The organism is Streptomyces sparsogenes subsp. cuspidosporus (genome assembly GCF_039532705.1).
GTDB lineage: Bacteria > Actinomycetota > Actinomycetes > Streptomycetales > Streptomycetaceae > Streptomyces > Streptomyces sparsogenes.
Genome location: NZ_BAAASD010000050.1, coordinates 26,527 through 45,123, shown reverse-complemented (window position 1 = coordinate 45,123; position 18,597 = coordinate 26,527). Strand labels below are relative to the sequence as shown.

The 18,597-nt window shown below is 72.0% G+C and carries 18 protein-coding genes; 6 read left to right on the top strand and 12 right to left on the bottom strand.

Annotated elements, in window-relative coordinates; genetic code table 11:
• Positions 1-165: 165 nt before the first annotated feature.
• The 4 genes from pstB to pstS form a co-directional block, all read right to left on the bottom strand.
• Positions 166-942, bottom strand: a complete 777-nt coding sequence (gene pstB / locus ABFY07_RS36750; protein WP_065961251.1) for a phosphate ABC transporter ATP-binding protein PstB — start codon at positions 940-942, stop codon at positions 166-168.
• Positions 943-973: 31 nt separating this feature from the next.
• Positions 974-2,050, bottom strand: a complete 1,077-nt coding sequence (gene pstA / locus ABFY07_RS36745) for a phosphate ABC transporter permease PstA (protein WP_346178650.1) — start codon at positions 2,048-2,050, stop codon at positions 974-976.
• 114 nt (positions 2,051-2,164) lie between these two features.
• A complete protein-coding gene (pstC, locus tag ABFY07_RS36740; protein ID WP_346178649.1) occupies positions 2,165-3,148 on the bottom strand; it encodes a phosphate ABC transporter permease subunit PstC in 984 nt (327 codons plus the stop codon).
• A gap of 99 nt (positions 3,149-3,247) precedes the next feature.
• Entirely contained in the window at positions 3,248-4,375 is a 1,128-nt protein-coding gene (pstS, locus tag ABFY07_RS36735) for a phosphate ABC transporter substrate-binding protein PstS (RefSeq protein ID WP_346178648.1), read from the bottom strand.
• Between the two features lie 397 nt (positions 4,376-4,772).
• On the opposite strand from pstS, the gene ABFY07_RS36730 reads away from it, so the two are divergent.
• Together ABFY07_RS36730 and ABFY07_RS36725 are read left to right on the top strand one after the other, a co-directional pair.
• The gene (locus ABFY07_RS36730) at positions 4,773-5,882 is read left to right on the top strand and encodes a C40 family peptidase (protein ID WP_346178647.1); all 1,110 of its coding nucleotides are present in this window, start codon (positions 4,773-4,775) and stop codon (positions 5,880-5,882) included.
• Between the two features lie 313 nt (positions 5,883-6,195).
• Positions 6,196-7,428 (top strand): PP2C family protein-serine/threonine phosphatase, encoded by a 1,233-nt coding sequence (locus tag ABFY07_RS36725; protein ID WP_346178646.1) that lies wholly within the window; start codon positions 6,196-6,198, stop codon positions 7,426-7,428.
• Positions 7,429-7,505: 77 nt separating this feature from the next.
• On the opposite strand, the gene ABFY07_RS36720 is transcribed toward ABFY07_RS36725, so the two are convergent.
• The 4 genes from ABFY07_RS36720 to ABFY07_RS36705 form a co-directional block, all read right to left on the bottom strand.
• Positions 7,506-7,847 (bottom strand): DUF2516 family protein, encoded by a 342-nt coding sequence (locus ABFY07_RS36720; protein WP_174589011.1) that lies wholly within the window; start codon positions 7,845-7,847, stop codon positions 7,506-7,508.
• A gap of 132 nt (positions 7,848-7,979) precedes the next feature.
• Positions 7,980-8,573 carry a hypothetical protein gene (locus ABFY07_RS36715; protein WP_346178645.1) on the bottom strand — a complete coding sequence of 198 codons (594 nt, stop codon included), beginning with the start codon at positions 8,571-8,573 and terminating at the stop codon, positions 7,980-7,982.
• A gap of 18 nt (positions 8,574-8,591) precedes the next feature.
• Positions 8,592-8,999, bottom strand: coding sequence for a helix-turn-helix domain-containing protein (locus ABFY07_RS36710; protein ID WP_346178644.1), 408 nt, complete (start codon positions 8,997-8,999; stop codon positions 8,592-8,594).
• Between the two features lie 118 nt (positions 9,000-9,117).
• Complete coding sequence (locus tag ABFY07_RS36705) at positions 9,118-9,693, bottom strand: GtrA domain-containing protein (RefSeq protein WP_346178663.1); 576 nt, start codon at positions 9,691-9,693, stop codon at positions 9,118-9,120.
• A gap of 292 nt (positions 9,694-9,985) precedes the next feature.
• Between ABFY07_RS36705 and ABFY07_RS36700 the strand changes: the two genes are divergently transcribed.
• Positions 9,986-10,960 (top strand): alpha/beta fold hydrolase, encoded by a 975-nt coding sequence (locus ABFY07_RS36700; protein WP_346178643.1) that lies wholly within the window; start codon positions 9,986-9,988, stop codon positions 10,958-10,960.
• A 40-nt stretch (positions 10,961-11,000) separates the two neighbouring features.
• Positions 11,001-11,750, top strand: a complete 750-nt coding sequence (locus ABFY07_RS36695) for a MerR family transcriptional regulator (protein WP_346178642.1) — start codon at positions 11,001-11,003, stop codon at positions 11,748-11,750.
• Between the two features lie 346 nt (positions 11,751-12,096).
• Here the strand turns inward: ABFY07_RS36695 and ABFY07_RS36690 are convergent, their stop codons facing one another.
• Positions 12,097-12,963 carry an RNA polymerase sigma-70 factor gene (locus tag ABFY07_RS36690; protein ID WP_346178641.1) on the bottom strand — a complete coding sequence of 289 codons (867 nt, stop codon included), beginning with the start codon at positions 12,961-12,963 and terminating at the stop codon, positions 12,097-12,099.
• 270 nt (positions 12,964-13,233) lie between these two features.
• Between ABFY07_RS36690 and ABFY07_RS36685 the strand changes: the two genes are divergently transcribed.
• Positions 13,234-14,352 (top strand): MerR family transcriptional regulator, encoded by a 1,119-nt coding sequence (locus ABFY07_RS36685; protein ID WP_346178640.1) that lies wholly within the window; start codon positions 13,234-13,236, stop codon positions 14,350-14,352.
• Positions 14,353-14,541: 189 nt separating this feature from the next.
• On the opposite strand, the gene ABFY07_RS36680 is transcribed toward ABFY07_RS36685, so the two are convergent.
• Positions 14,542-15,141 carry a TetR/AcrR family transcriptional regulator gene (locus ABFY07_RS36680; RefSeq protein ID WP_346178639.1) on the bottom strand — a complete coding sequence of 200 codons (600 nt, stop codon included), beginning with the start codon at positions 15,139-15,141 and terminating at the stop codon, positions 14,542-14,544.
• Between the two features lie 174 nt (positions 15,142-15,315).
• Here ABFY07_RS36680 and ABFY07_RS36675 point away from each other — a divergent pair, with 174 nt between their 5' ends.
• The gene (locus tag ABFY07_RS36675; RefSeq protein ID WP_346178638.1) at positions 15,316-15,960 is read left to right on the top strand and encodes a peroxiredoxin-like family protein; all 645 of its coding nucleotides are present in this window, start codon (positions 15,316-15,318) and stop codon (positions 15,958-15,960) included.
• Between the two features lie 123 nt (positions 15,961-16,083).
• On the opposite strand, the gene ABFY07_RS36670 is transcribed toward ABFY07_RS36675, so the two are convergent.
• Together ABFY07_RS36670 and ABFY07_RS36665 are read right to left on the bottom strand one after the other, a co-directional pair.
• Positions 16,084-17,268, bottom strand: a complete 1,185-nt coding sequence (locus ABFY07_RS36670; protein ID WP_346178662.1) for a threonine synthase — start codon at positions 17,266-17,268, stop codon at positions 16,084-16,086.
• A 517-nt stretch (positions 17,269-17,785) separates the two neighbouring features.
• Positions 17,786-18,559 carry an NAD(P)H-dependent oxidoreductase gene (locus ABFY07_RS36665; RefSeq protein WP_346178637.1) on the bottom strand — a complete coding sequence of 258 codons (774 nt, stop codon included), beginning with the start codon at positions 18,557-18,559 and terminating at the stop codon, positions 17,786-17,788.
• Between the last annotated feature and the right edge of the window lie 38 nt (positions 18,560-18,597).

Sequence of the window (18,597 nt, the reverse complement as noted above, 5' to 3'; positions counted from 1 at the left end):
GTACGAAGCCCTTCCACCGACAACGCGGCGGGCCCGCCCCCTGGGTGATCGGGGGGCGGGCCCTTCGTCCTGTGGTGGCACCGCCATGCAGCACCACAGGACGTTTCCTCTCCCGCGGCGGCGCACCGGGCGAGTGCCGGCGCACGCGGCGCGGGAGGCGGTGCGTCAGCCGAAGCGGCCCGAGATGTAGTCCTCGGTCGCCTGGACGGACGGGTTGGAGAAGATCCGCTCGGTCTCGTCGATCTCGATGAGCTTGCCGGGCTGGCCGACGCCGGCCAGGTTGAAGAAGGCCGTGCGGTCCGAGACGCGCGCCGCCTGCTGCATGTTGTGCGTCACGATGACGATCGTGAAGCGCTCCTTCAGCTCACCGATCAGGTCCTCGATGGCGAGCGTGGAGATCGGGTCGAGGGCCGAGCAGGGCTCGTCCATCAGCAGCACGTCCGGCTCCACGGCGATGGCGCGCGCGATGCACAGCCGCTGCTGCTGGCCGCCGGAGAGGCCCGCGCCCGGCTTGTTCAGCCGGTCCTTGACCTCGTTCCACAGGTTGGCGCCCTTGAGGGACTTCTCGACGATGCCCTCCAGCTCGCTCTTCTTGTACGAGCCGTTCAGCTTCAGCCCCGCCGCGACGTTCTCGAAGATCGACATCGTGGGGAAGGGGTTCGGGCGCTGGAAGACCATGCCGACCGTACGCCGCACGGACACCGGGTCGACGCCCGCCCCGTACAGGTTCTCGTCGTCCAGCATCACCTTGCCCTCGACCCGGCCGCCGGGGGTGACCTCGTGCATCCGGTTCAGGGTGCGCAGGAAGGTGGACTTGCCGCAGCCGGACGGGCCGATGAAGGCCGTCACCGAGCGGGGCTCGACGGTCATCGAGATGTCCTCGATGGCCTTGTGGGTGCCGTAGTAGGCGGTGAGGCCGCTGACGTCGATGCGCTTGGCCATGTGAATCACTTCTCTTCTTCGTGGCGTGGCCTCAGCGGCCGGTCTTCGGGGCCTTCCAGCGGGCGATGCCGCGGGCGAGCAGGTTGAGGATCATGACGAAGGCGATCAGGACCAGCGCCGCCGCCCAGGCCCGGTTGAACGAGGCGTCGTTGCCGAGTTGCCACTGCTCGTAGACGTAGTACGGCAGCGACGACTGGGCGCCCTCGAAGGGGTTGTTGTTGATCCCCTGGGCGCCGAACACCAGCAGCACGATCGGGGCCGACTCACCGGCGATACGGGCGACCGCGAGCATCACGCCCGTGATGATGCCGCCGATCGCGGTGGGCAGCACCACCTTGAGGATGGTGCGCCACTTGGGCACGCCCAGCGCGAGGGACGCCTCGCGCAACTCGTTCGGGACGAGCTTGAGCATCTCCTCCGTCGAGCGGACGACGATCGGCATCATCAGGATGGCCAGGGCCATCGCGCCCGCGAAGCCGGAGTAGTCGAAGTCCAGGATGATGATCCAGAAGGTGAGGATGAACAGACCGGCGACGATCGAGGGGACGCCGGTCATGACGTCCACGAAGAAGGTCACGGCCTTGGCGAGCCGACCGCGCCCGTATTCCACCAGGTAGATGGCGGTCAGCAGGCCGATCGGGGCCGCGATGGCGGTGGCGATGCCGACCTGCTCCAGCGTGCCGATGATCGCGTGGTACGCGCCGCCGCCGGGGAGGATCGTCTGCACGCCCTCCATGGAGTGGCCGAGGAAGTAGCCGTCGAGGACCTTGCTGCCCCGGTCGATGGTCTCCCAGATCAGCGAGACCAGCGGGATCACCGCGAGCAGGAAGCAGACCCAGATCAGGCTGGTGGCCAGCCGGTCCTTGGCCTGCCGGGAGCCCTCGACCTTGGCGGTCAGGGCGAAGGAGATCAGGACGAACAGCGCCGCGGCGATCAGGCCCCACTGCACCTTGCTGCTCAGATCGCCGGCGACGCCGATGCCGCAGCCCAGGCCGGCCGAGATCAGCGCCAGCCCGACCGGGGCCCACTTCGGCAGCCGGGGCTGCCGCAGGGCCGGGCGCGGCGCGTCCCCGGCCAGCTCCGTCTTGTCGATCACTGCGTTACTCACAGCCGCCCCTTTCGTTCACCCCGCTGCGCCAGCAGCTGATGTGACTGTCGCCCGCGCGGCGAAGAGGCGCGGCTTTCGCGGTCGTCTGCGGCCCGGCGGCCGCGCGTGCGTCGTTCACGCCGCGGCTCCCGAGTACTCCTTGCGGCGGGCGATGATCAGCCGTGCGGCGCCGTTCACCAGCAGGGTGATGACGAACAGCACCAGACCGGAGGCGATCAGCGCGTCACGCGCGGGGCCGTCGGCCTCCTTGAAGTGGGCGGCGATGTTCTGGGCGAAGGTGCCGCCGCCCGGGTCCAGCAGGCTGGGGACGATGTCGTAGCTCGGGGACAGCACGGTGGCCACGGCCATCGTCTCGCCCAGCGCGCGGCCCAGGCCCAGCATGGAGGCGCTGATGATGCCGGAGCGGCCGAAGGGGAGGACCGACATCCGGACGACCTCCCAGCGGGTCGCGCCCAGCGCGAGCGCGGCCTCCTCGTGCATCTGGGGGACCTGGCGGAAGACCTCGCGGCTGACGCTGGTGACGATCGGGATGATCATGATCGCCAGCAGGATGCCGATGGTGAACAGCGAGCGCGGGGCGCCGTCGTTGTACTCGAACAGCTTGGTCCAGCCCAGGTAGTCGTCGAGCCACTGGTACAGCCCGGTCAGGTGCGGGACGAGGAAGAGCGCCCCCCACAGGCCGTAGACGATGCTGGGGACCGCCGCGAGCAGGTCGATGACGTAGGCGACCGGGGTGGCCAGCCGGCGCGGCGCGTAGTGCGAGATGAACAGCGCGATGCCGACCGCGACCGGGACCGCGATCAGCATCGCGATGATCGAGCTGACGATGGTGCCGTAGGCGAGCACGGCGATGCCGAAGACCATCGGCCGGGAGGTGGTGTTCCACTCGAAGGTGGTCAGGAAGTTCCCGTGGTCTTCGGAAATGGCGGAGATGGCGCGGATGGTGAGGAAGACCGCGATGGCGGCCATGATCGCCAGCAGCAGGATGCCGGAGCCCCGGGAGAGGCCGAGGAAGATCTTGTCCCCGAGGCGGCCGGTGCCGCGGGCCCTGTCCTGGGGCGGTGCCGTGGAAGATGTGGGTTCTATATCCGTTTTCATGGGTTCTCCGGTCTGCGGAGCCGGTGGGGTACGGCTCCTTGCGGCGGTGCACCGGACGGTGCGGCCGGCTCCATGGGGTGGGAGCCGGCCGCACTCAGGTCAGGAGAGGCTCGCGACGCTCTCGCGGACCTTCGTGGCGATCTCGGTCGGCAGCGGGGCGTAGCCCAGGTCCTTCAGGGAGGCCTGGCCGTCCTCGCTCGCGACGTAGGTCAGGAACGACTTGGTGGCGGCGAGGGTGTCGGACTTGTTGCCCTTGTCACAGGCGATCTCGTACGTCACCAGCGTAATCGGGTACGCGCCTTCTGCCTTGGTGTCGTAGGCCAGGTCCAGGGCGAGGTCCTTGCCGGTGCCCTTGATCTTGGCCTCGGCGATGGCCTTGGAGGCGTTGTCGACGGTGGCCTGGACCGGGGCGGAGGCGCCGGTGTCCAGGTCGACGGTCTTGATGCTGCTGGCGGTCGCGTAGGACAGCTCGAAGTAGGAGATCGCGCCGGAGACCTGCTTCACCTGCGAGGAGACGCCGGAGGAGCCGTCCGCGGCCTGGCCGCCGCTGCCCGCCCAGGCCTTGCCCGGCTCGTGCGGCCACGCCGAGGGGGCGGCGGCCTTGAGGTACTTGGTGAAGTTGTCGGTGGTGCCGGAGTCGTCCGAGCGGTGGAACGCCTGGATCTTGAGGTCCGGCAGGCTGACGCCCTTGTTGAGCTTCTTGATCGCCTCGTCGTTCCACTTCTTGATCTTCGAGTCGAAGATCAGGGCGAGGGTCTTGGCGTCGAGGGTCAGCTTGTCCACGCCGGGGACGTTGAAGCCGACCGCGATCGGGCCGCCGACCATCGGCAGGTTGATGCCCTGGCCGCCGCCCTTGCACATCTTCTTGGAGGCGGCGACCTCCTCGGGCTTGAGCGCCGAGTCGGAGCCCGCGAAGGCGGTCTTGCCCTGCAGCCACTCCTGGATGCCCGCGCCGGAGCCGGTGGCCTTGTAGTTGATTTTCACGTCCTTGCAGGCGCCGCCGTAGTTCTTGACCCACAGGTCCATGGCGTTCTTCTGGGCGGACGACCCGGATGCCAGCAGCTGGCCCTTGCCCTCGCACTTGATGTCGCCGGCGGCCTTGGTGCCGTTGCCGCCCGAGGAGCCGCTGTTGTCGTCGGAACCGCAGGCGGTGAGTACCAGGGCGCCGGAGAGGGCGAGGGCACCGGCGGCGATGGCGCGAAGCCGGTTGTTGCGCTGAAGCTTCACTTTCGGGTTTTCCTTCCAGGAGCCGCCGGTGGGGACGGCGCACGAAGAGGTAGATGATGAGCGTTGCTTGTTCTGCTCAGATGCGCGCCGGTCACACCATGGGCGCGGCGAGCACTCCGTAGGGCCGAAATTAGGCAGATCAGGTGAAGCAGCCGATGGGGGTGAATGAACGGAGGGTGAACCTCGGCCGTCAGGGTGGTGGCCCAGCTGAGGCCTCGATTCCGGATGAGCGGCGGCGCGGAGGGGGGCGCGCGCTGGGGAGAGCTGCGGTGAGACGGGGGTGAACGGCGCGTGACTCTGTCGGATTGCGGTACGGCATGTCACTATCCGTCCCTACGTACCGGTAAGTCAGCTCTGGCGCGCGGGTTACGCGACGGCTCGTGGAGGTCCGCAGGTGATGAGGAAGCGGAAGGTGAGGCGGGACGGCAGGGGAGGAGGCACGGGGCTCGCGGCGGTCACCGCGTTCGTCTGCGCCGTGGGGATGTCGGCGGTGCCGGGGCGGGCGCAGGCCGCGCCCACCGACCCGGCGCCCGGGGCGGAGGGGGCCCGGGGCGCGGCCGCCGCGGGCGGTGGCGGCCTGTACGAGGTGCACCGGAAGGTGGAGAGCCTCTACCGGAAGGCCGAGGCGGCCACCGACGCGTACAACCTGGCGCGGGAGAAACAGGTGCGCCAGGAGAAGCGGATCGTGAAGATCGCGCAGGCCGTGGTGAAGGCCCAGAACCGGATGACGGACCTGAGGAAGCGGGCCGGGGCGGTCGCCCGGGCCCAGTACCGCAGCGGCGGAATCCCGCCAGAGGCGCAGCTGCTCCTCGGCGACGACCCGGAGGGCTTCCTCGACGACGTGACGCTGGCGCGCAAGGGCCAGCAGGCGACCGTCGGGCTGATGAACCAGCTGGAGAAGACCCAGGCCACGCTGGACCGCTATGCGAAGGCGGCCTCCCGGGAGTGGGAGCGGCTCGACTCCAGCCGCGCCAAGAAGGCCGCGGCACGGAAGGAGATCCGGGCGAAGCTCCGCCGGGCCAGGGAGCTGGAGTCGCGGCTGCGGGCCGAGGAGCGGGAGCGGCTGCGGCAGCTGGAGGAGGAGCAACAGCGCCGGGCGCAGACGACCTGGCTCAACTCCGGGATACTGCGGAAGATCGGCGGCAAGGGCACGACGCAGGGGCGGCGGGCGGTGGAGTTCGCGACGGCCCAGCTCGGCAAGGACTACGTGTGGGGCGCGGAGGGCCCGGACACCTACGACTGCTCGGGGCTGACGCAGCGGGCGTGGGCCGCGGGCGGCCGCTCGATCCCGCGCACCTCGCAGGAGCAGTGGCGGCTGCTGCCGAAGGTGGGCGTCGAGCGGATGCGGCCGGGGGATCTGATCATCTATTTCAAGGACGCGAGCCATGTGGGGATGTACGTGGGGAACGGCGCGATCATCCACGCGCCGCGCCCGGGGCGGCAGGTCACGGTCGCCGGGGCGGGCTCCATGCCGATCCTGGGCGTCGTACGCCCTGAGGGAAGGTGAGGGAGGCCGCGAGAGGCCCTCGCGGAGGATGGGGTACGCCCCGGCAGGGAGGCGGGGGTACGCCTTGCGGAGGCTGAGGTACGCCCCGTCGCGGAGGCTGGGATTATTTGTCCGCATGTCGGCGTGATGTTCGTCATCCACCGCCCGGTCTCGCCCGCTCAACTCCCGCCTCCTGCTTGGCATATGACAAAAGTGGCTGTCCGAAGGTCATTCCGCTGGGACCCGCCCTAGCGCTATGGTCGCCTCTCGGTGTCCGGCGCCGCGTCAGGTCGATGGAGCGCCGCACTTTCGGGGGGAGAGAAGGAATCGAGCGATGTCCCTACCCGCGACCGGGCAGCTGGAGGTGGAGGCCACCGAGGCCCGCCCCACCGCGCCGCCCGACAACGGGCTCACCCTGCTGGTGATCGGGGAAGACCCGGCCGGCTCCTTCACCGTTCCCGAACTGCTGGACGCCGAGGGCAACCGGGTCCGCATCCGCACGGCCCGCAACCTCACCGAGGCGGAGCGGCTGCTCACCGACGACGTCCAGTGCATCCTGCTCGACCTGGCCCTGCCCGGCCCGGACAAGAAGGCCGAGGACGAGCTCGACGTCCTGCACGCGGTGCTGCGGCTCGCGCCGACCCACGCGGTCCTCGTCCTGACCGCCGTGGAGGACGGGGAGCGCGCCGCCGAGGCCGTACGGGTCGGCGCCCAGGACTTCCTCTTCCGCGACGAGCTGGACGGACGGCTGCTCAGCCGCGCCATCCGCTACGCCGTCGAGCGCAAGCGCTCCGACCTCGCCCAGCGCCAGCTGACCGAGTCCCGGCTGCGCGCCCAGGAGAACGCCCGGCTGGAGCGCGGGCTGCTGCCCACCCCGCTGCTTCAGGGCTCCGGTCTGCGCTTCGCCGCCCGCTACCGGCCCGGCCGCAGCCGTGCCCTGCTCGGCGGCGACTTCTACGACACCGTCCGCACCCCGGACGGCACCGTGCACGCGATGATCGGCGATGTCTGCGGGCACGGCCCCGACGAGGCGGCCCTCGGCGTCGAGCTGCGCATCGCCTGGCGCGCCCTGACCTTCGCCGGGCTCTGCGGCGACCAGCTGCTCGGAACCCTCCAGCAGGTCCTGGAGAACGAGCGCGCCGACGACGAGATCTTCGCCACCCTGTGCACCGTCGACATCGCGCCGGACGGGCGGCGGGCCGGGGTGTGCCTGGCCGGCCACCCCGCGCCCCTGGCGCTGCGCCCGGGGCTGGCGCCCCGGCTGCTGCCCGCCGACGACAACGGCCCGGCGCTCGGCCTGCTGCCGGGCGCCCGCTGGCCGCGCCGCGAGATCGAGCTCGGCGGCTCGTGGAGCCTGATGATGTACACCGACGGGCTCATCGAGGGGCGCGTCGGCAAGGGTGTGCAGCGGCTGGGCCAGGAGGGGATGGTCGAGATCGTGGCCCGCGGGCTGGCGGCGGGGCTGCGCGGCGAGGAACTGCTGGACAACACCGTCACCGAGGTGCGGGCGCTCAACGGCGGGGAGCTGACGGACGACCTGGCCGTGCTGCTGCTGGACCGCGGCTGAGCCCGTCGTCCCGGCCGGCCACCCCCGCCGGGGGCCTTCGGTTCCCTGGTGGCCTGGTGGCCTGGCGGCCTGGCGGCCTAGCGCCCGTTGAAGGGCCCGTACGGGCCGTCGGAGCTGGAGCCACGGCCACGCGGCCAGTTGCGGCCGCCGGAGATCTGCCGGAGCGCGGGCCGCACATCGACGATGTACACGATGGTCGCGATCAGCCCGATGATCGGCAGGAAGTCCAGGATCCCCATGAAGAAGTTCACCGCGGCGGCGATTCCCAGGATGACCAGCCAGAACGGCTTGCTCTGCTTGTCCGCGGCCCGATAGGCGTCCTCACGGCGGATCGCGGCGTCGATGAAGGCGAACAGGCTGAAGAGGAGCAGCCCCCAGGAGACCCAGTAGAGCACCTGGTTAAACCCTTGTACCAGCACGCCGTCCACCGCCTAGACCACCTGGAAGATATGGAGAGAGAAGCGTTCCTCCGCCACCGTACCCGCTGACAGGGCCGGGCACGCAGGGCGTTCCCGGCCCTGGTTCCCGGCCCTGGTTCTCGGCCTCGCTTTTCAGCCCTGGGGCTTCGGCGGGGTCTTCTTGGCGGTGGGGGCGGGGGCGGGGGCCGGCTTGCGGGGCGGGGTCTTCTTGGCGGTGGGCGCCGGCTTGACCACGGGCTTCGACCCGTTGGACGACTCGCCGCCCGCGACCGGGACCGACCCGTCCTTGGGCTCGATGGCGCTGGCCACCTCGACCATCTCGTCGGCCGCCTCGCCGCGCCAGGTCTTCACGACCTCCTGGCCGTGCTCGGCGACCTCGTCGTACCGCTCGCGCGCCTTGACGGCCAGCTCGGCGGCGCGGCCCACGCCCTGGAGCGCCAGCTCCTGGGCGGTGTCGCGGAGCTTCTTCAGGTCGGTGTCGAGCGTGCCCAGCAGCTCGGTGAGCTTCTCCTGGGCCTCCTTGGCCTGCTGGGTGACGCGGTCCTGGACGGCCTTGGGGTCGGTGTTCCGTACGGCCGCGAAGCGCTCGGGGGCCTCGGCGACGATCTTCTCGACCACCGACGGCACCTCCTTGAGCTTCTGGGCGGTCAGGTCGGCCGTGCCCGCCAGGAAGTACAGGGGGGTCGGGTCGGTGAGCGTCTTACGCACATCGTCGGTGATGGCCATGGTGCTGGTCCTCCCGGATCAGTTCGAGGGTTCGGCGTCGTCGTCGGCGCTGCCGGCGGGGGTGGGGCCCGCGGCGGGGCCGGGTGCGTTCTCCTTGCGGAAGGACTCGTAGATCTGCAGCAGCACCTGCTTCTGCCGCTCGTTGATCGACGGGTCGGCGAGTATCACACTGCGCGTCTCCGTCTCGTCCCGGTCCCGCTCGTCGAGAATCCCGGCCTGCACATAGAGGGTCTCCGCGGATATCCGCAGCGCCTTCGCGAGCTGCTGCAGGATCTCGGCGCTCGGCTTGCGCAGCCCGCGCTCGATCTGGCTCAGATATGGATTGGACACCCCGGCGGCATCGGCGAGCTGGCGCAGCGAGAGCTGCGCGCTGCGTCTCTGCTCACGCAGGAACTCACCGAGGTTGCCGACGTTCAGCGATGCCATGCCCCCATGCTGCCGCACTGGTGCTAACTATTGCAAGCATTCGCTTGCAGTCGTGTCGCGGGTCATGCCGCGGTCATGCCGTGGCCGTGGCCGTGGCCGTGGCCGTGTGGCGGGGCTGTCAGGCGGCGCGGCAGAGCGCGGCGGGGCCGGTCGGGGCCGCGGCGCGGGTCAGGGCCGCGGGTACGGGGCGGGTCGCGGGTGCGGGTGCGGGGTGGGTGGTGCGGACGGTGCGGGCGGTGCGGGCGGGGGTCGCGGGCTTCGGGTGCTTCCGGGAGAAGACGACGAGCCGCAGCACCGCGTAGCGCGCGACGCCGGTGAGCGCGGAGGCGGACAGGTAGACGACCTGCTCGAGTATCGGGCCGGGCGCGGCGACCAGCTGATGCAGGACGAGCATCGCCGCGCAGGTCACCGCGTACGCGGCCGTCGCGGATCCGGCCGACTGCGCGTGCTGGCGCAGGGTCGCGCGCCCGCCCGCGCCGAAGGTGAAGCGGGCGTGCAGCTCGGTGGCGAGGAGCGTGGAGGCCGCGGTGATCAGGGCGTTGGACAGGGCCCAGGGGATCCAGGAGGCGAGGGCTGCCACGGCGAAGCTGGAGGCGAGCCCCACTCCGCCGCCGCAGAGTACGAAGCGGGCGAAGGCGGCGAAGGCGCCGGGTGCGCCGGGGGCTGCCTGCCGTCGGCTCTGCACTGTCTCCATCATCCGACCCCTTTGATCGCTCGTACCGCTGATCGCTCGCACCGCGAAACCGGGCGCCCCTCGGCCTGTGAGGCCGGGGCGCCTTGCCTATGGTGTCACTATGGCACATGAATGGCGCCATCGGGAGCCATGTGGGGCCATGGATGGCGCTATCTCTGCCGGGCATGGCGCCACGCGGTGCGACGGGGTGGGACGGGATAGGACGGAATGAGACGGCGGTGCGACCGGGTGCGAGAGGTCGCGAAGGGAAGAGGTTGACCTTGACCCTGCGTCAGGGTTGGAGCCTTGTCGCATGACGAACGAGACCACGTCTCCCGATCGGATCGCGCCGCCGGTCGGAGGTTTCCAGGAGATCGACGGCCGCCGCGTCTTCGTGCACCGGTCGGGCAGCGGCGGGCCGGCGGTGGTGTTCCTGCCGGGTGCGAGCGCGGTCGGCCTGGACTACTTCGGGGTGCAGCAGGAGGTTTCCCGGTTCACCACCGCCGTGGTGTACGACCGTGGCGGCACGGGCTACAGCGACCCGGTCCCGCTGCCGCGCACCGCCGGCGCGGTCGCCACGGAACTGCGCGAGCTGCTGACCGCCCAGAACATCCCAGGCCCGTACGTTCTGGTGGCGCACTCCCTCGGCGGCTTCTACGCCCACCGGTTCGCGCAGCTCCACCCGGGGGAGGTGGCCGGGCTGGTCTGGCTGGACGCCTTCCACCGCGACTGGGACGACTTCATGCCTCCTGAGGCCGGTCTGGACGCGGTCGAGCGGATGGCGCCCGGCCGGGAGCAGCTGGAACAGCTGCGTCCGGCCCTGCGGGAGATGTTCGCCGAGCTGCTCGCGGACTATCCCGAGGACCTGCGGCAGGCGCTGCTCGAGGCCAAGACGAGTGACCAGTGGATGCACGTCGGCATCGCCGAGCGCGGCACATTGGCCGACCTCGCCACCGAACTGCGGGCGGGTCCGGACATCCCCGACGTGCCGGTGGTCGCTCTCACCGTGGTGGGCACCGACCCCGGCCAGAAGGCGCTGACGCCGGAGGAGACGTTGCGGCGGATGCGCGAGGGCAGGACGAAACTGGACGCGGCCCTGGTGAGCGGAGTCTCGCACGGGGAACAGCGCATCCTCTCCGACACCGCCCACCACCGGCTGTGCTTCGACCGCCCCGATGCCGTGGTCCAGGCGATCCGCGACGTCGTCGACCGTGCGACCCGCGCCCAGACCCGCGCCCAGACCCGCGCCCACACCCGCGCCCACACCCGCGCCCAGACCCGCGCCTAGACTCGGCACGACCACGTCGTACGAAGACCCGAGGGGGACGGTGCTCACGATCGGCCAGCTCGCGGCGACCGCCGGGGTGACCGTGCGCACCGTTCGCCACTACCACCACGTCGGCCTGTTGCCCGAGCCGGAGCGCGATGCCTCCGGCTACCGCCGCTACGGCGCGCAGGCGGCGGTGGACCTCATCCGGATCAGGACCCTCGCCGACGCCGGGGTGCCGTTGACCCGTATCGACGCGCTGCTGCACGCACAGCCGGCCCAGTTCGCCGCGGCCATCACCGACATCGACGCCGAGTTGCGGCGCAAGATCGACCAGCTCGCCGAATACCGCCGCAGGATCGCCGAACTGGCCGGTGGCGAGAGGCTCGTCCTGCCCCCCGAGGTGGTCGCCATCCTGGACCGGATGCGCGGCCTCGGGGTCAGCGAGCGGAGAGTGCGGCTCGAACGCGACTCGTGGATCCTGATGCAGGCACTCGACCCGCAGGTCATGCCGCAGCGGATACGGGACAAGAACGCCGGCTTGGACGACCCCGAGACGGTCCGCCTGTATCTCGCCTGCGATCAGTCATTCGACTGGGATCCGAGCGATCCGCGCCTGGACCAGCTCATCGACGACCTGGACGCATGGGAGACCAAGCACGAACGGGACGGCGACCGGGCGGGGTACCTGAAGCTGGTCTCCGCCCGGATCTCCGAGGCATCACCGGCCTGGCAACGCATCGTCGACGCGCTCGCCCACCGCGCCGAGCAGCGCGCCGAGCAGCCCCGGGCCGCCGGGCGCGAGAGCTGAGGCCCGGCGGGGGCGTGGATCGGCCGACCGGAGGGGGATCGGCCGACCGGGGGATCGGCCGACCGGGGGGAGCGGTCAGTGCTCACCGGGCGTGGTGGGTCAGTGCTCAGCGCGCGCGAACGGCCTCTGCTCACCGGGCGCGATCGGTCAGTGCTCAGCGGGCGTGGTGGGTCAGCGCTCAGCGGGCGCGAACGGCCTCCCCTCACCGGGCGTGGTGGGTCAGCGCTCAGCGGGCGCGAACGGCCTCCCCTCACCGGGCGTGGTGGGTCAGCGCTCAGCGAGCACGAACGGCCTCCCCTCACCGGGCGTGGTGGGTCAGCGCTCACCGGGCGGGATCGGCCTCCGCTCACCGGGCGAGGTCGGCCGGGGCGTCCAGGCGCGTCAGCTTCCGGGGGTTGCGCACCACGTAGATCCGGGTGACCCTGCCGTCCTCCACCACCAGGCTCACCGCGGCCGGCTCGCCGTCGAACTCGATCCGGCCCGCGGGCTCGCCGTTGAGCCATACGGTCGCCGTCTCCAGCGCGTTCACCACCCGGTTCGCGCGGGCGAGGATCGGCGCCACCAGCTCGGCGCCGTGGAGGGGGGCCAGCGCGGCGGTCACGAGCCCGCCACCATCGGCGATCATGACCACGTCCGGCGCCATGATCTCCATCAGCTCCTGCAGCCGCCCGGTGCGCAGCGCCGCCAGGAACCGCTCCAGCACGGCCTCCTGCTCCGACCGGCTCACCCGCGTCCGCGGCCGCCGGGCCGCCACGTGCTCGCGCGCCCGCCGGGCTATCTGCCGTACCGCGGCCGCGGACTTCCCGATGGCCTCGGCGATCTCGCCGTACGGCATGTCGAAGACCTCGCGGAGCACGAACACCGCCCGCTCCGCCGGCCCGAGGGTCTCCAGTACGGTCAGCATCGCGATCGAGACGCTCTCCGCCAGTTCCACGTCCTCGGCGACATCGGGGCTGGTCAGCAGCGGCTCCGGCAGCCATTCGCCCACGTAGTCCTCGCGGCTGCGCGACAGCGTGCGCAGGCGGTTGAGGGCTTGCCGGGTGACGACGCGGATGAGGTACGCCCGCGGCTCACGCACCTGCGCGTGGTCGACGCCGGCCCAGCGCAGCCAGGACTCCTGCAGCACGTCCTCCGCGTCGGCCGCCGACCCGAGCATCTCGTAGGCGACCGTGAACAGCAGGCTGCGATGGGTGACGAACGGGTCCTCGCTCATGCCGCGGCCACGCTCGTCCCGGTAGGGAGCTCCGCCTGTGGAACGCCTCGCGCCATGGTGTTCTCCTTGGCCATGGTGTCCTCCTTGTACGCGGCCCGTCGATGTGAAGACCGCCGACGTGAAGACCGCCGACGTGAAGACACCGCTGGGCCCGCGAATGTGACAACCACCCTGCCGCATCTCGGCGGGGCCGCCGGCTTGACCTTCACCTTGGGGCAGGTCACAGCATCGAGGGGCCGGGCGGGGTGCCCGGGGTGAGGAGGGGCGCGCATGAGCCTGCTGACCATCGGGGCGTTCGCGAAGGCGTCCCGGCTGTCGCCGAAGGCGCTGCGGCTGTACGACGAGCTGGGCCTGCTGGCCCCGGCCCGCGTCGACCCGGTGACGGGCTACCGGCTCTACGCGCCCGGGCAGCTCGAACGGGCGCGGCTGGTGGCCTGGTTGCGCCGCCTGGGCATGCCGCTGGCCCGCATCCGCGAGGTCTGCGACCTCGGGGAGCGGGACGCGGCCGCGGCGGCGCGGGAGGTGCGGGCCTTCTGGGCCCGGGTCGAGGCCGAGACCGCCGCCCGGCGGGACCTGGCCGCCTTCCTCATCGACCATCTGACGTGGAAGGACCCCCTCATGTCCCCGACAGTCGAGCAGGCCGCCGAGCCGCTGGAAATCCGTTACGCCGCGCTCTCCGACACCGGCCTGGTCCGCGAGAGCAACCAGGACACCGCCTACGCCGGACCCCGTCTGCTCGCCGTCGCCGACGGCTTCGGCGCGGCCGGGGCCCCGGCCGGCGCGGCCGCCGTGCGCGAGCTCCGCCGCGTGGACGCCGAGGACGTGGGGACGGGCGTCGTCCCGGCGGGCGAGCTCCTCAACGCGCTGGAGGAAGCCGTCGAGCAGGCGGGCCGGGCCGTGCGCGACATCGCCGGATCCGGCCCCGCGCCGCACGAGGTGGGCACGACGCTCACCGCGATGCTGTGGACCGGGTCCCGGCTGGCCCTGGTGCACATCGGCGACTCCCGCGCCTATCTGCTGCGGGACGGAGAGCTTTTCCAGATCACCCACGACCACACCGTCGTGCAGTCGATGGTCGACGAGGGGCGCCTCAGCCCGGAGGAGGCCACCTCCCACCCGCAGCGCTCGCTGCTGCTGCGGGCCCTGACCGGAGGACGGGACGCGGCCACCGCCGACATCCGCCTGCACGATGCCTGGCCCGGGGACCGCTATCTGCTCTGCTCCGACGGGCTGTCCGCCGTGGTGCCGGCCGAGGACGTACGGCGGGTGGTCGGCTCGGCCCCCGACCCGGAGGGGGCGGTGCGCCAGCTCGTCGCCCTCGCCAACCGCGCGGGCGGCCCGGACAACGTCAGCTGCGTGGTCGCGGACGTCGTGCGGCCCGTGGACTAGCAGGCTCGGTCCCCGGCAGGTGGGTGTTGTGGGCGCGTCCGGCCCCGGCAGGTGGGTATGGGCGCGTCCGGCCCCGGCAGGTGGGTGTTGTGGGGGCGCTCGGCGCCGGCAGGTGGGTATGGGCGCGCCCGGCCCCGGCAGGTAGGGGTTGTGGGCGCACTCGTTTCCGGTGTGCGGGTGGCGGGGCTCTCAGGCCGCCGGCTGGGCGCCGAGGGCGTTCAGGGCGGTGGCCACCGTGGCCTTCAGGGCCCGGGCGTCGGCTCCGGCGCGGGAGCGGAGGTTCACCCCGTAGGCGAGCAGGGCCAGGACGTCGGCGGCGGAGCCCGGGTCGGCGCCGGGGATGAGCTGCCCCTGGGCGGCGGCACCGGTGAGCGCCGTGTGCAGGGCATCCCGCAGCTGCTCGTGGTGGTGGTCCAGGAGGGCGCCGACCTCGGGGTCGCCGTTCTCGGCCCCGGCCTGCGCGTTGACGACCATGCAGCCCCACCGCGCGTACTCGCCCGAGCACCGCACCGCGATCAGCCCGTCGAAGAACTCGGCGATCGCCGGCAGGCCGCGCCCGTCCTCGGCGAGTTGGCGGAACGCCGGCCGGGACCACTGCTCCACATAGCGGCGCAGCGCGGCCCGGTAGAGCTCCTGCTTGCCGCCGAAGGTGGCGTACAGGCTGGAACGGTTGAGCCCGGTCGCGGTCACCACGTCCTGGATCCCGGTCCGGGCCACGCCCTCCCGCCAGAACAGCCGGACCACGGTCTCGAGGACCGCGTCCGGATCGAAGTGCTTGATGTCCGGCACGTCGTTCCTCCTCGGTGTCTCGATCCAGCCATCTTGAAATGGAGATTCCAAGATATCGCGCCCAGGCCATGGACGGGGCCCATGGCCGTCGCTATCTTGAAACGACTATTCCAAGATGCTCGGCGGACGTGACGAGTGACGGAAGTGACGGAAGTGACGGAAGGAACGGCCCCGATGAGCCTCAACGACGAACTGCGCGCCTTCTTCGACGCCCGGTACCAGCAGATCCCGCCCGAGGCGCGGGAGGTCATGGAGCGGGCCGGCCGCGAGCTCGCCGAATCCGGCCAGGCCGCCCGCGCCCTGGCCGTCGGGGACCGGGCGCCCCGCTTCGCGCTGCCCGCCGCGACCGGGCGGACGGTCACCCTGGACGGCCTGCTCGCCGACGGCCCGGTCGTCCTCACCTTCTACCGCGGCGCCTGGTGCCCGTACTGCAACCTCGCCCTGCGGGCCCTCCAGCGCCACCACGACGAGATCACCGCACACGGCGCGCGCCTGGTGGCCGTCTCGCCGCAGGTCCCCGACGAGTCCCTGTCGCTGACCGAGAAGCACGAGCTGGCCTTCGACGTCCTCAGCGACATCGGCTCCGACGCCGCCAAACAGTACGGGCTCGCCTTCGACCTGCCGGACGACCTCGCCGCCGTGTACGACTCCTTCGGCTTCGATCTGCAGCGCGTCAACGGCGGCCATCCGCGCACCCTTCCGGTGCCCGCCACCTATGTGATCGACCGCGACGGGGTGATCCGGTGGGCCTTCGTCGACACCGACTACACGGCGCGCGCCGAACCGGCCGACATCCTGGCCGCCCTGGCCGCGCTGTAGCCGCCCGGACGACGCTTCGGCGTTCGGGTCAGCCGTTCAGCCGTTCAGCCGTTCAGGCGCTCCCTGCTCAGCTGTTCAGCTGTTCAGCCGCACAACCGCTCAGCTGTTCAGCTGTTCAGCCGCTCAGCCGGGCAGATCGCGTAGCGCGGCCGCGACGGTGTCCCAGTCGGCGGCCATCGGCGGATAGCTCCGGGTGCCGGTGGCGCTGTCCTTGAAGCCGCTGGAGGTGGCGACGCACACCACGGGCCCCGCGGCCTCCCCGGGGCGGCCGGCCGCGTCCCGGTGCGCGCGCAGCCCGGCGAGCCCGGCGGCCGAGGACAGCTCCACCCACATGCCCTGGCCGGCGAGTTCGGCGCGGGCGGCGGCCATCTGCTCGTCGGTGACGGTCAGCGCCGCGCCGCCGCTCTCGCGCACGGCGACCACCCCGCGGTAGCCGCCCACGGCGCAGGAGATCCCGTACGCCTCGGTCGGGCCGACCGGGACCCGGGTGGCGGGGCGGCCGGTGCGGAGCGCGGTGGCCAGCGGGCCCCCGGCGGCGGGCTCGCACGCGTACAGCCGTGGGGTGCGGTCGGCCAGGCCGAGCAGCGTCAGTTCGTGGAAGCCCTTCCAGACGCCGAAGAGCAACTCGCCGTAGCCGGTGGGCACATACACCGCCTCCGGGACCTCGCCCAGGTCGAGGAAGATCTCGTACGCGACCGTCTTGTAGCCCTCGGGGCCGAAGGGGTGGCCGGTGTGGGCGGTCTCGGTGAAGCTGCTGACGGGGTGGTAGCCGAACTCCTCGATGACGCGCCGCGCCAGCGCGGGCACCGACTCGCGGGGCACGGTGAGGACCGCGGCCCCGTAGGCCCGCACGAAGGAGGCCACGGCGGGCGGGGCGTCGGGGGAGGCGAACACGGCGCAGGGCAGCCCGGCACGGGCCGCATAAGCCGCCGCGGCGGCGCCGTGGTTGCCGGACGAGGCCACCACGACGCCGCGCGCCCCGCTCGCCTTGGCGGCGCTGACGGCGACGCGGTTGAGGCGGTCCTTGTGGCTCCAGGTGGGATTGCGCGACTCGTCCTTCACGTGGACCCCGTCGGCCAGTTGGACCAGCGGCGTGTTCCCCTCGCCGAGACCGGGGGCGGCCAGCGGTGGGAGCAGCGGCGCCCAGCGCTCCAGGCCGTGTGCCGCGGGGCGTCCGAACAGGTCGGCGGGCACCCGGTCGTAGGCGTAGTCCACCTCCAGCGGGTACGCCACGGCCGCGGTGGAGGTGCGCGGGCAGCCGCTGGTGAGCGGCGGCCACAGGGGATAGCCGATCGAGGGATCGGCCAGGGACCGCTGGCCGGTCGCGAGCGACCGCGAGCGCGGCCGCTGCGCGGGTTCGCGGCGTGTGGGGCTGGGGCGCGCGGGGTCGGGGCCTGGGGAGTTAGGGCGTGTGGGGCTGGGGCGCGCGGGGTCGGGGCCTGGGGAGTTAGGGCGTGTGGGGCTGGGGCGCGCGGGGTCGGGGCCTGGGGAGTTAGGGCGTGTGGGGTCGGGGCGCGCGGGGTCGGGGCCTGGGGAGTTAGGGCGCGTGGGGTCGGGGCGTGTGGCGTCTGGACTGGGTTGATCCGGCCGGGAGTTGCGCTGTTGCATGAGCCGGATGATGCCAGGCGCCACGCGCCTTGATCGCCAGGCCCCTGCGGCCCGGCGCGGTCCTCGATCGGCCCGGCCCCCACCCGATCTGATCCGGGGCCACCCGATCCGGCCCCCCGATCTGATCCGCCCCACCCGGCCCGCCCCCCACCCGATCCAAATCCGGCACGTTCCAATCCGGCCCGTTCCGACCCGGCCCGTTCCAACCCCCGCCCGGTCAGGTGCCCGGCGCGTAGTGCACGGCCAGGCCGGTGCGGCCGGGCGCCAGGTGGGGGCGGAGCACCAGGTCCTCGTCGTAGTCCCCGCTGTTCTGCCGCCGGAAGGGCAGCGGCTCCGCGGTCGGCAGGGAGGCCAGCCGCTCCCGCAGCCGCCCGGCGTGGGTCCGGAACTCCTCGGCGGAGACCCGGTCCGCGCCGGGGACGACGAGCGGCGGCAGGACGGAGGCCCCGCTGTACCAGAGCGTGCCGTGCTGCAGCGGGAACAGCAGCTGGTCCACCTGGCCGTTGATCCCCCGGGGGCCGAGACTCGGCTCGCGGGCCCCGGCTGTCAGCAGGACCATCGCGCGCTTCCCGGCCAGCCTGCCGTCCCCGTACCGCAGCGTGCGCCCGCTCGGGTCGGTGACTCCGTACGCGAAGCCCTTGACGAAGACGCGGTCGAACCAGCCCTTGAGGATGGCGGGCATCCCGTACCACCACAGCGGGAACTGCACGATCAGCGCGTCCGCCCAGGCGATCTTCTCCTGCTCGGCGCGGATGTCCTCGCTCAGCTCCCCGGCGGTGTGGGCGCGCTGCGAGGCCGCGCTGACAACCAGGCGTTCGGCCGGGTCGTGGCCGAAGTCGGCGGCCTCCACGACCGGGTTCCAGCGCATGGCGTACAGGTCGGAGACGTGGGCCTGGTGGCCCAGCTCGCTCAGGGCCCGCAGCCCCTCGTCCCGCAGGGCGCCGCTCAGCGACCGTTCTTCCGGATGGGCGAATATCCACAACACATTCATGCGGACCATGGTGGGGAAACGGTCCCCGGCCCAACGAG

Bases quoted from the DNA above. Each gene is read 5' to 3' on its own strand.
- pstB (WP_065961251.1), bottom strand. From the start codon at position 942: ATGGCCAAGCGCATCGACGTCAGCGGCCTCACCGCCTACTACGGCACC.
- pstC (WP_346178649.1), bottom strand. From the start codon at position 3,148: ATGAAAACGGATATAGAACCCACATCTTCCACGGCACCGCCCCAGGAC.
- ABFY07_RS36730 (WP_346178647.1), top strand. From the start codon at position 4,773: ATGAGGAAGCGGAAGGTGAGGCGGGACGGCAGGGGAGGAGGCACGGGG.
- ABFY07_RS36725 (WP_346178646.1), top strand. From the start codon at position 6,196: ATGTCCCTACCCGCGACCGGGCAGCTGGAGGTGGAGGCCACCGAGGCC.
- ABFY07_RS36715 (WP_346178645.1), bottom strand. From the start codon at position 8,573: ATGGCCATCACCGACGATGTGCGTAAGACGCTCACCGACCCGACCCCC.
- ABFY07_RS36710 (WP_346178644.1), bottom strand. From the start codon at position 8,999: ATGGCATCGCTGAACGTCGGCAACCTCGGTGAGTTCCTGCGTGAGCAG.
- ABFY07_RS36705 (WP_346178663.1), bottom strand. From the start codon at position 9,693: ATGGAGACAGTGCAGAGCCGACGGCAGGCAGCCCCCGGCGCACCCGGC.
- ABFY07_RS36700 (WP_346178643.1), top strand. From the start codon at position 9,986: ATGACGAACGAGACCACGTCTCCCGATCGGATCGCGCCGCCGGTCGGA.
- ABFY07_RS36690 (WP_346178641.1), bottom strand. From the start codon at position 12,963: ATGAGCGAGGACCCGTTCGTCACCCATCGCAGCCTGCTGTTCACGGTC.
- ABFY07_RS36685 (WP_346178640.1), top strand. From the start codon at position 13,234: ATGAGCCTGCTGACCATCGGGGCGTTCGCGAAGGCGTCCCGGCTGTCG.
- ABFY07_RS36675 (WP_346178638.1), top strand. From the start codon at position 15,316: ATGAGCCTCAACGACGAACTGCGCGCCTTCTTCGACGCCCGGTACCAG.
- ABFY07_RS36665 (WP_346178637.1), bottom strand. From the start codon at position 18,559: ATGAATGTGTTGTGGATATTCGCCCATCCGGAAGAACGGTCGCTGAGC.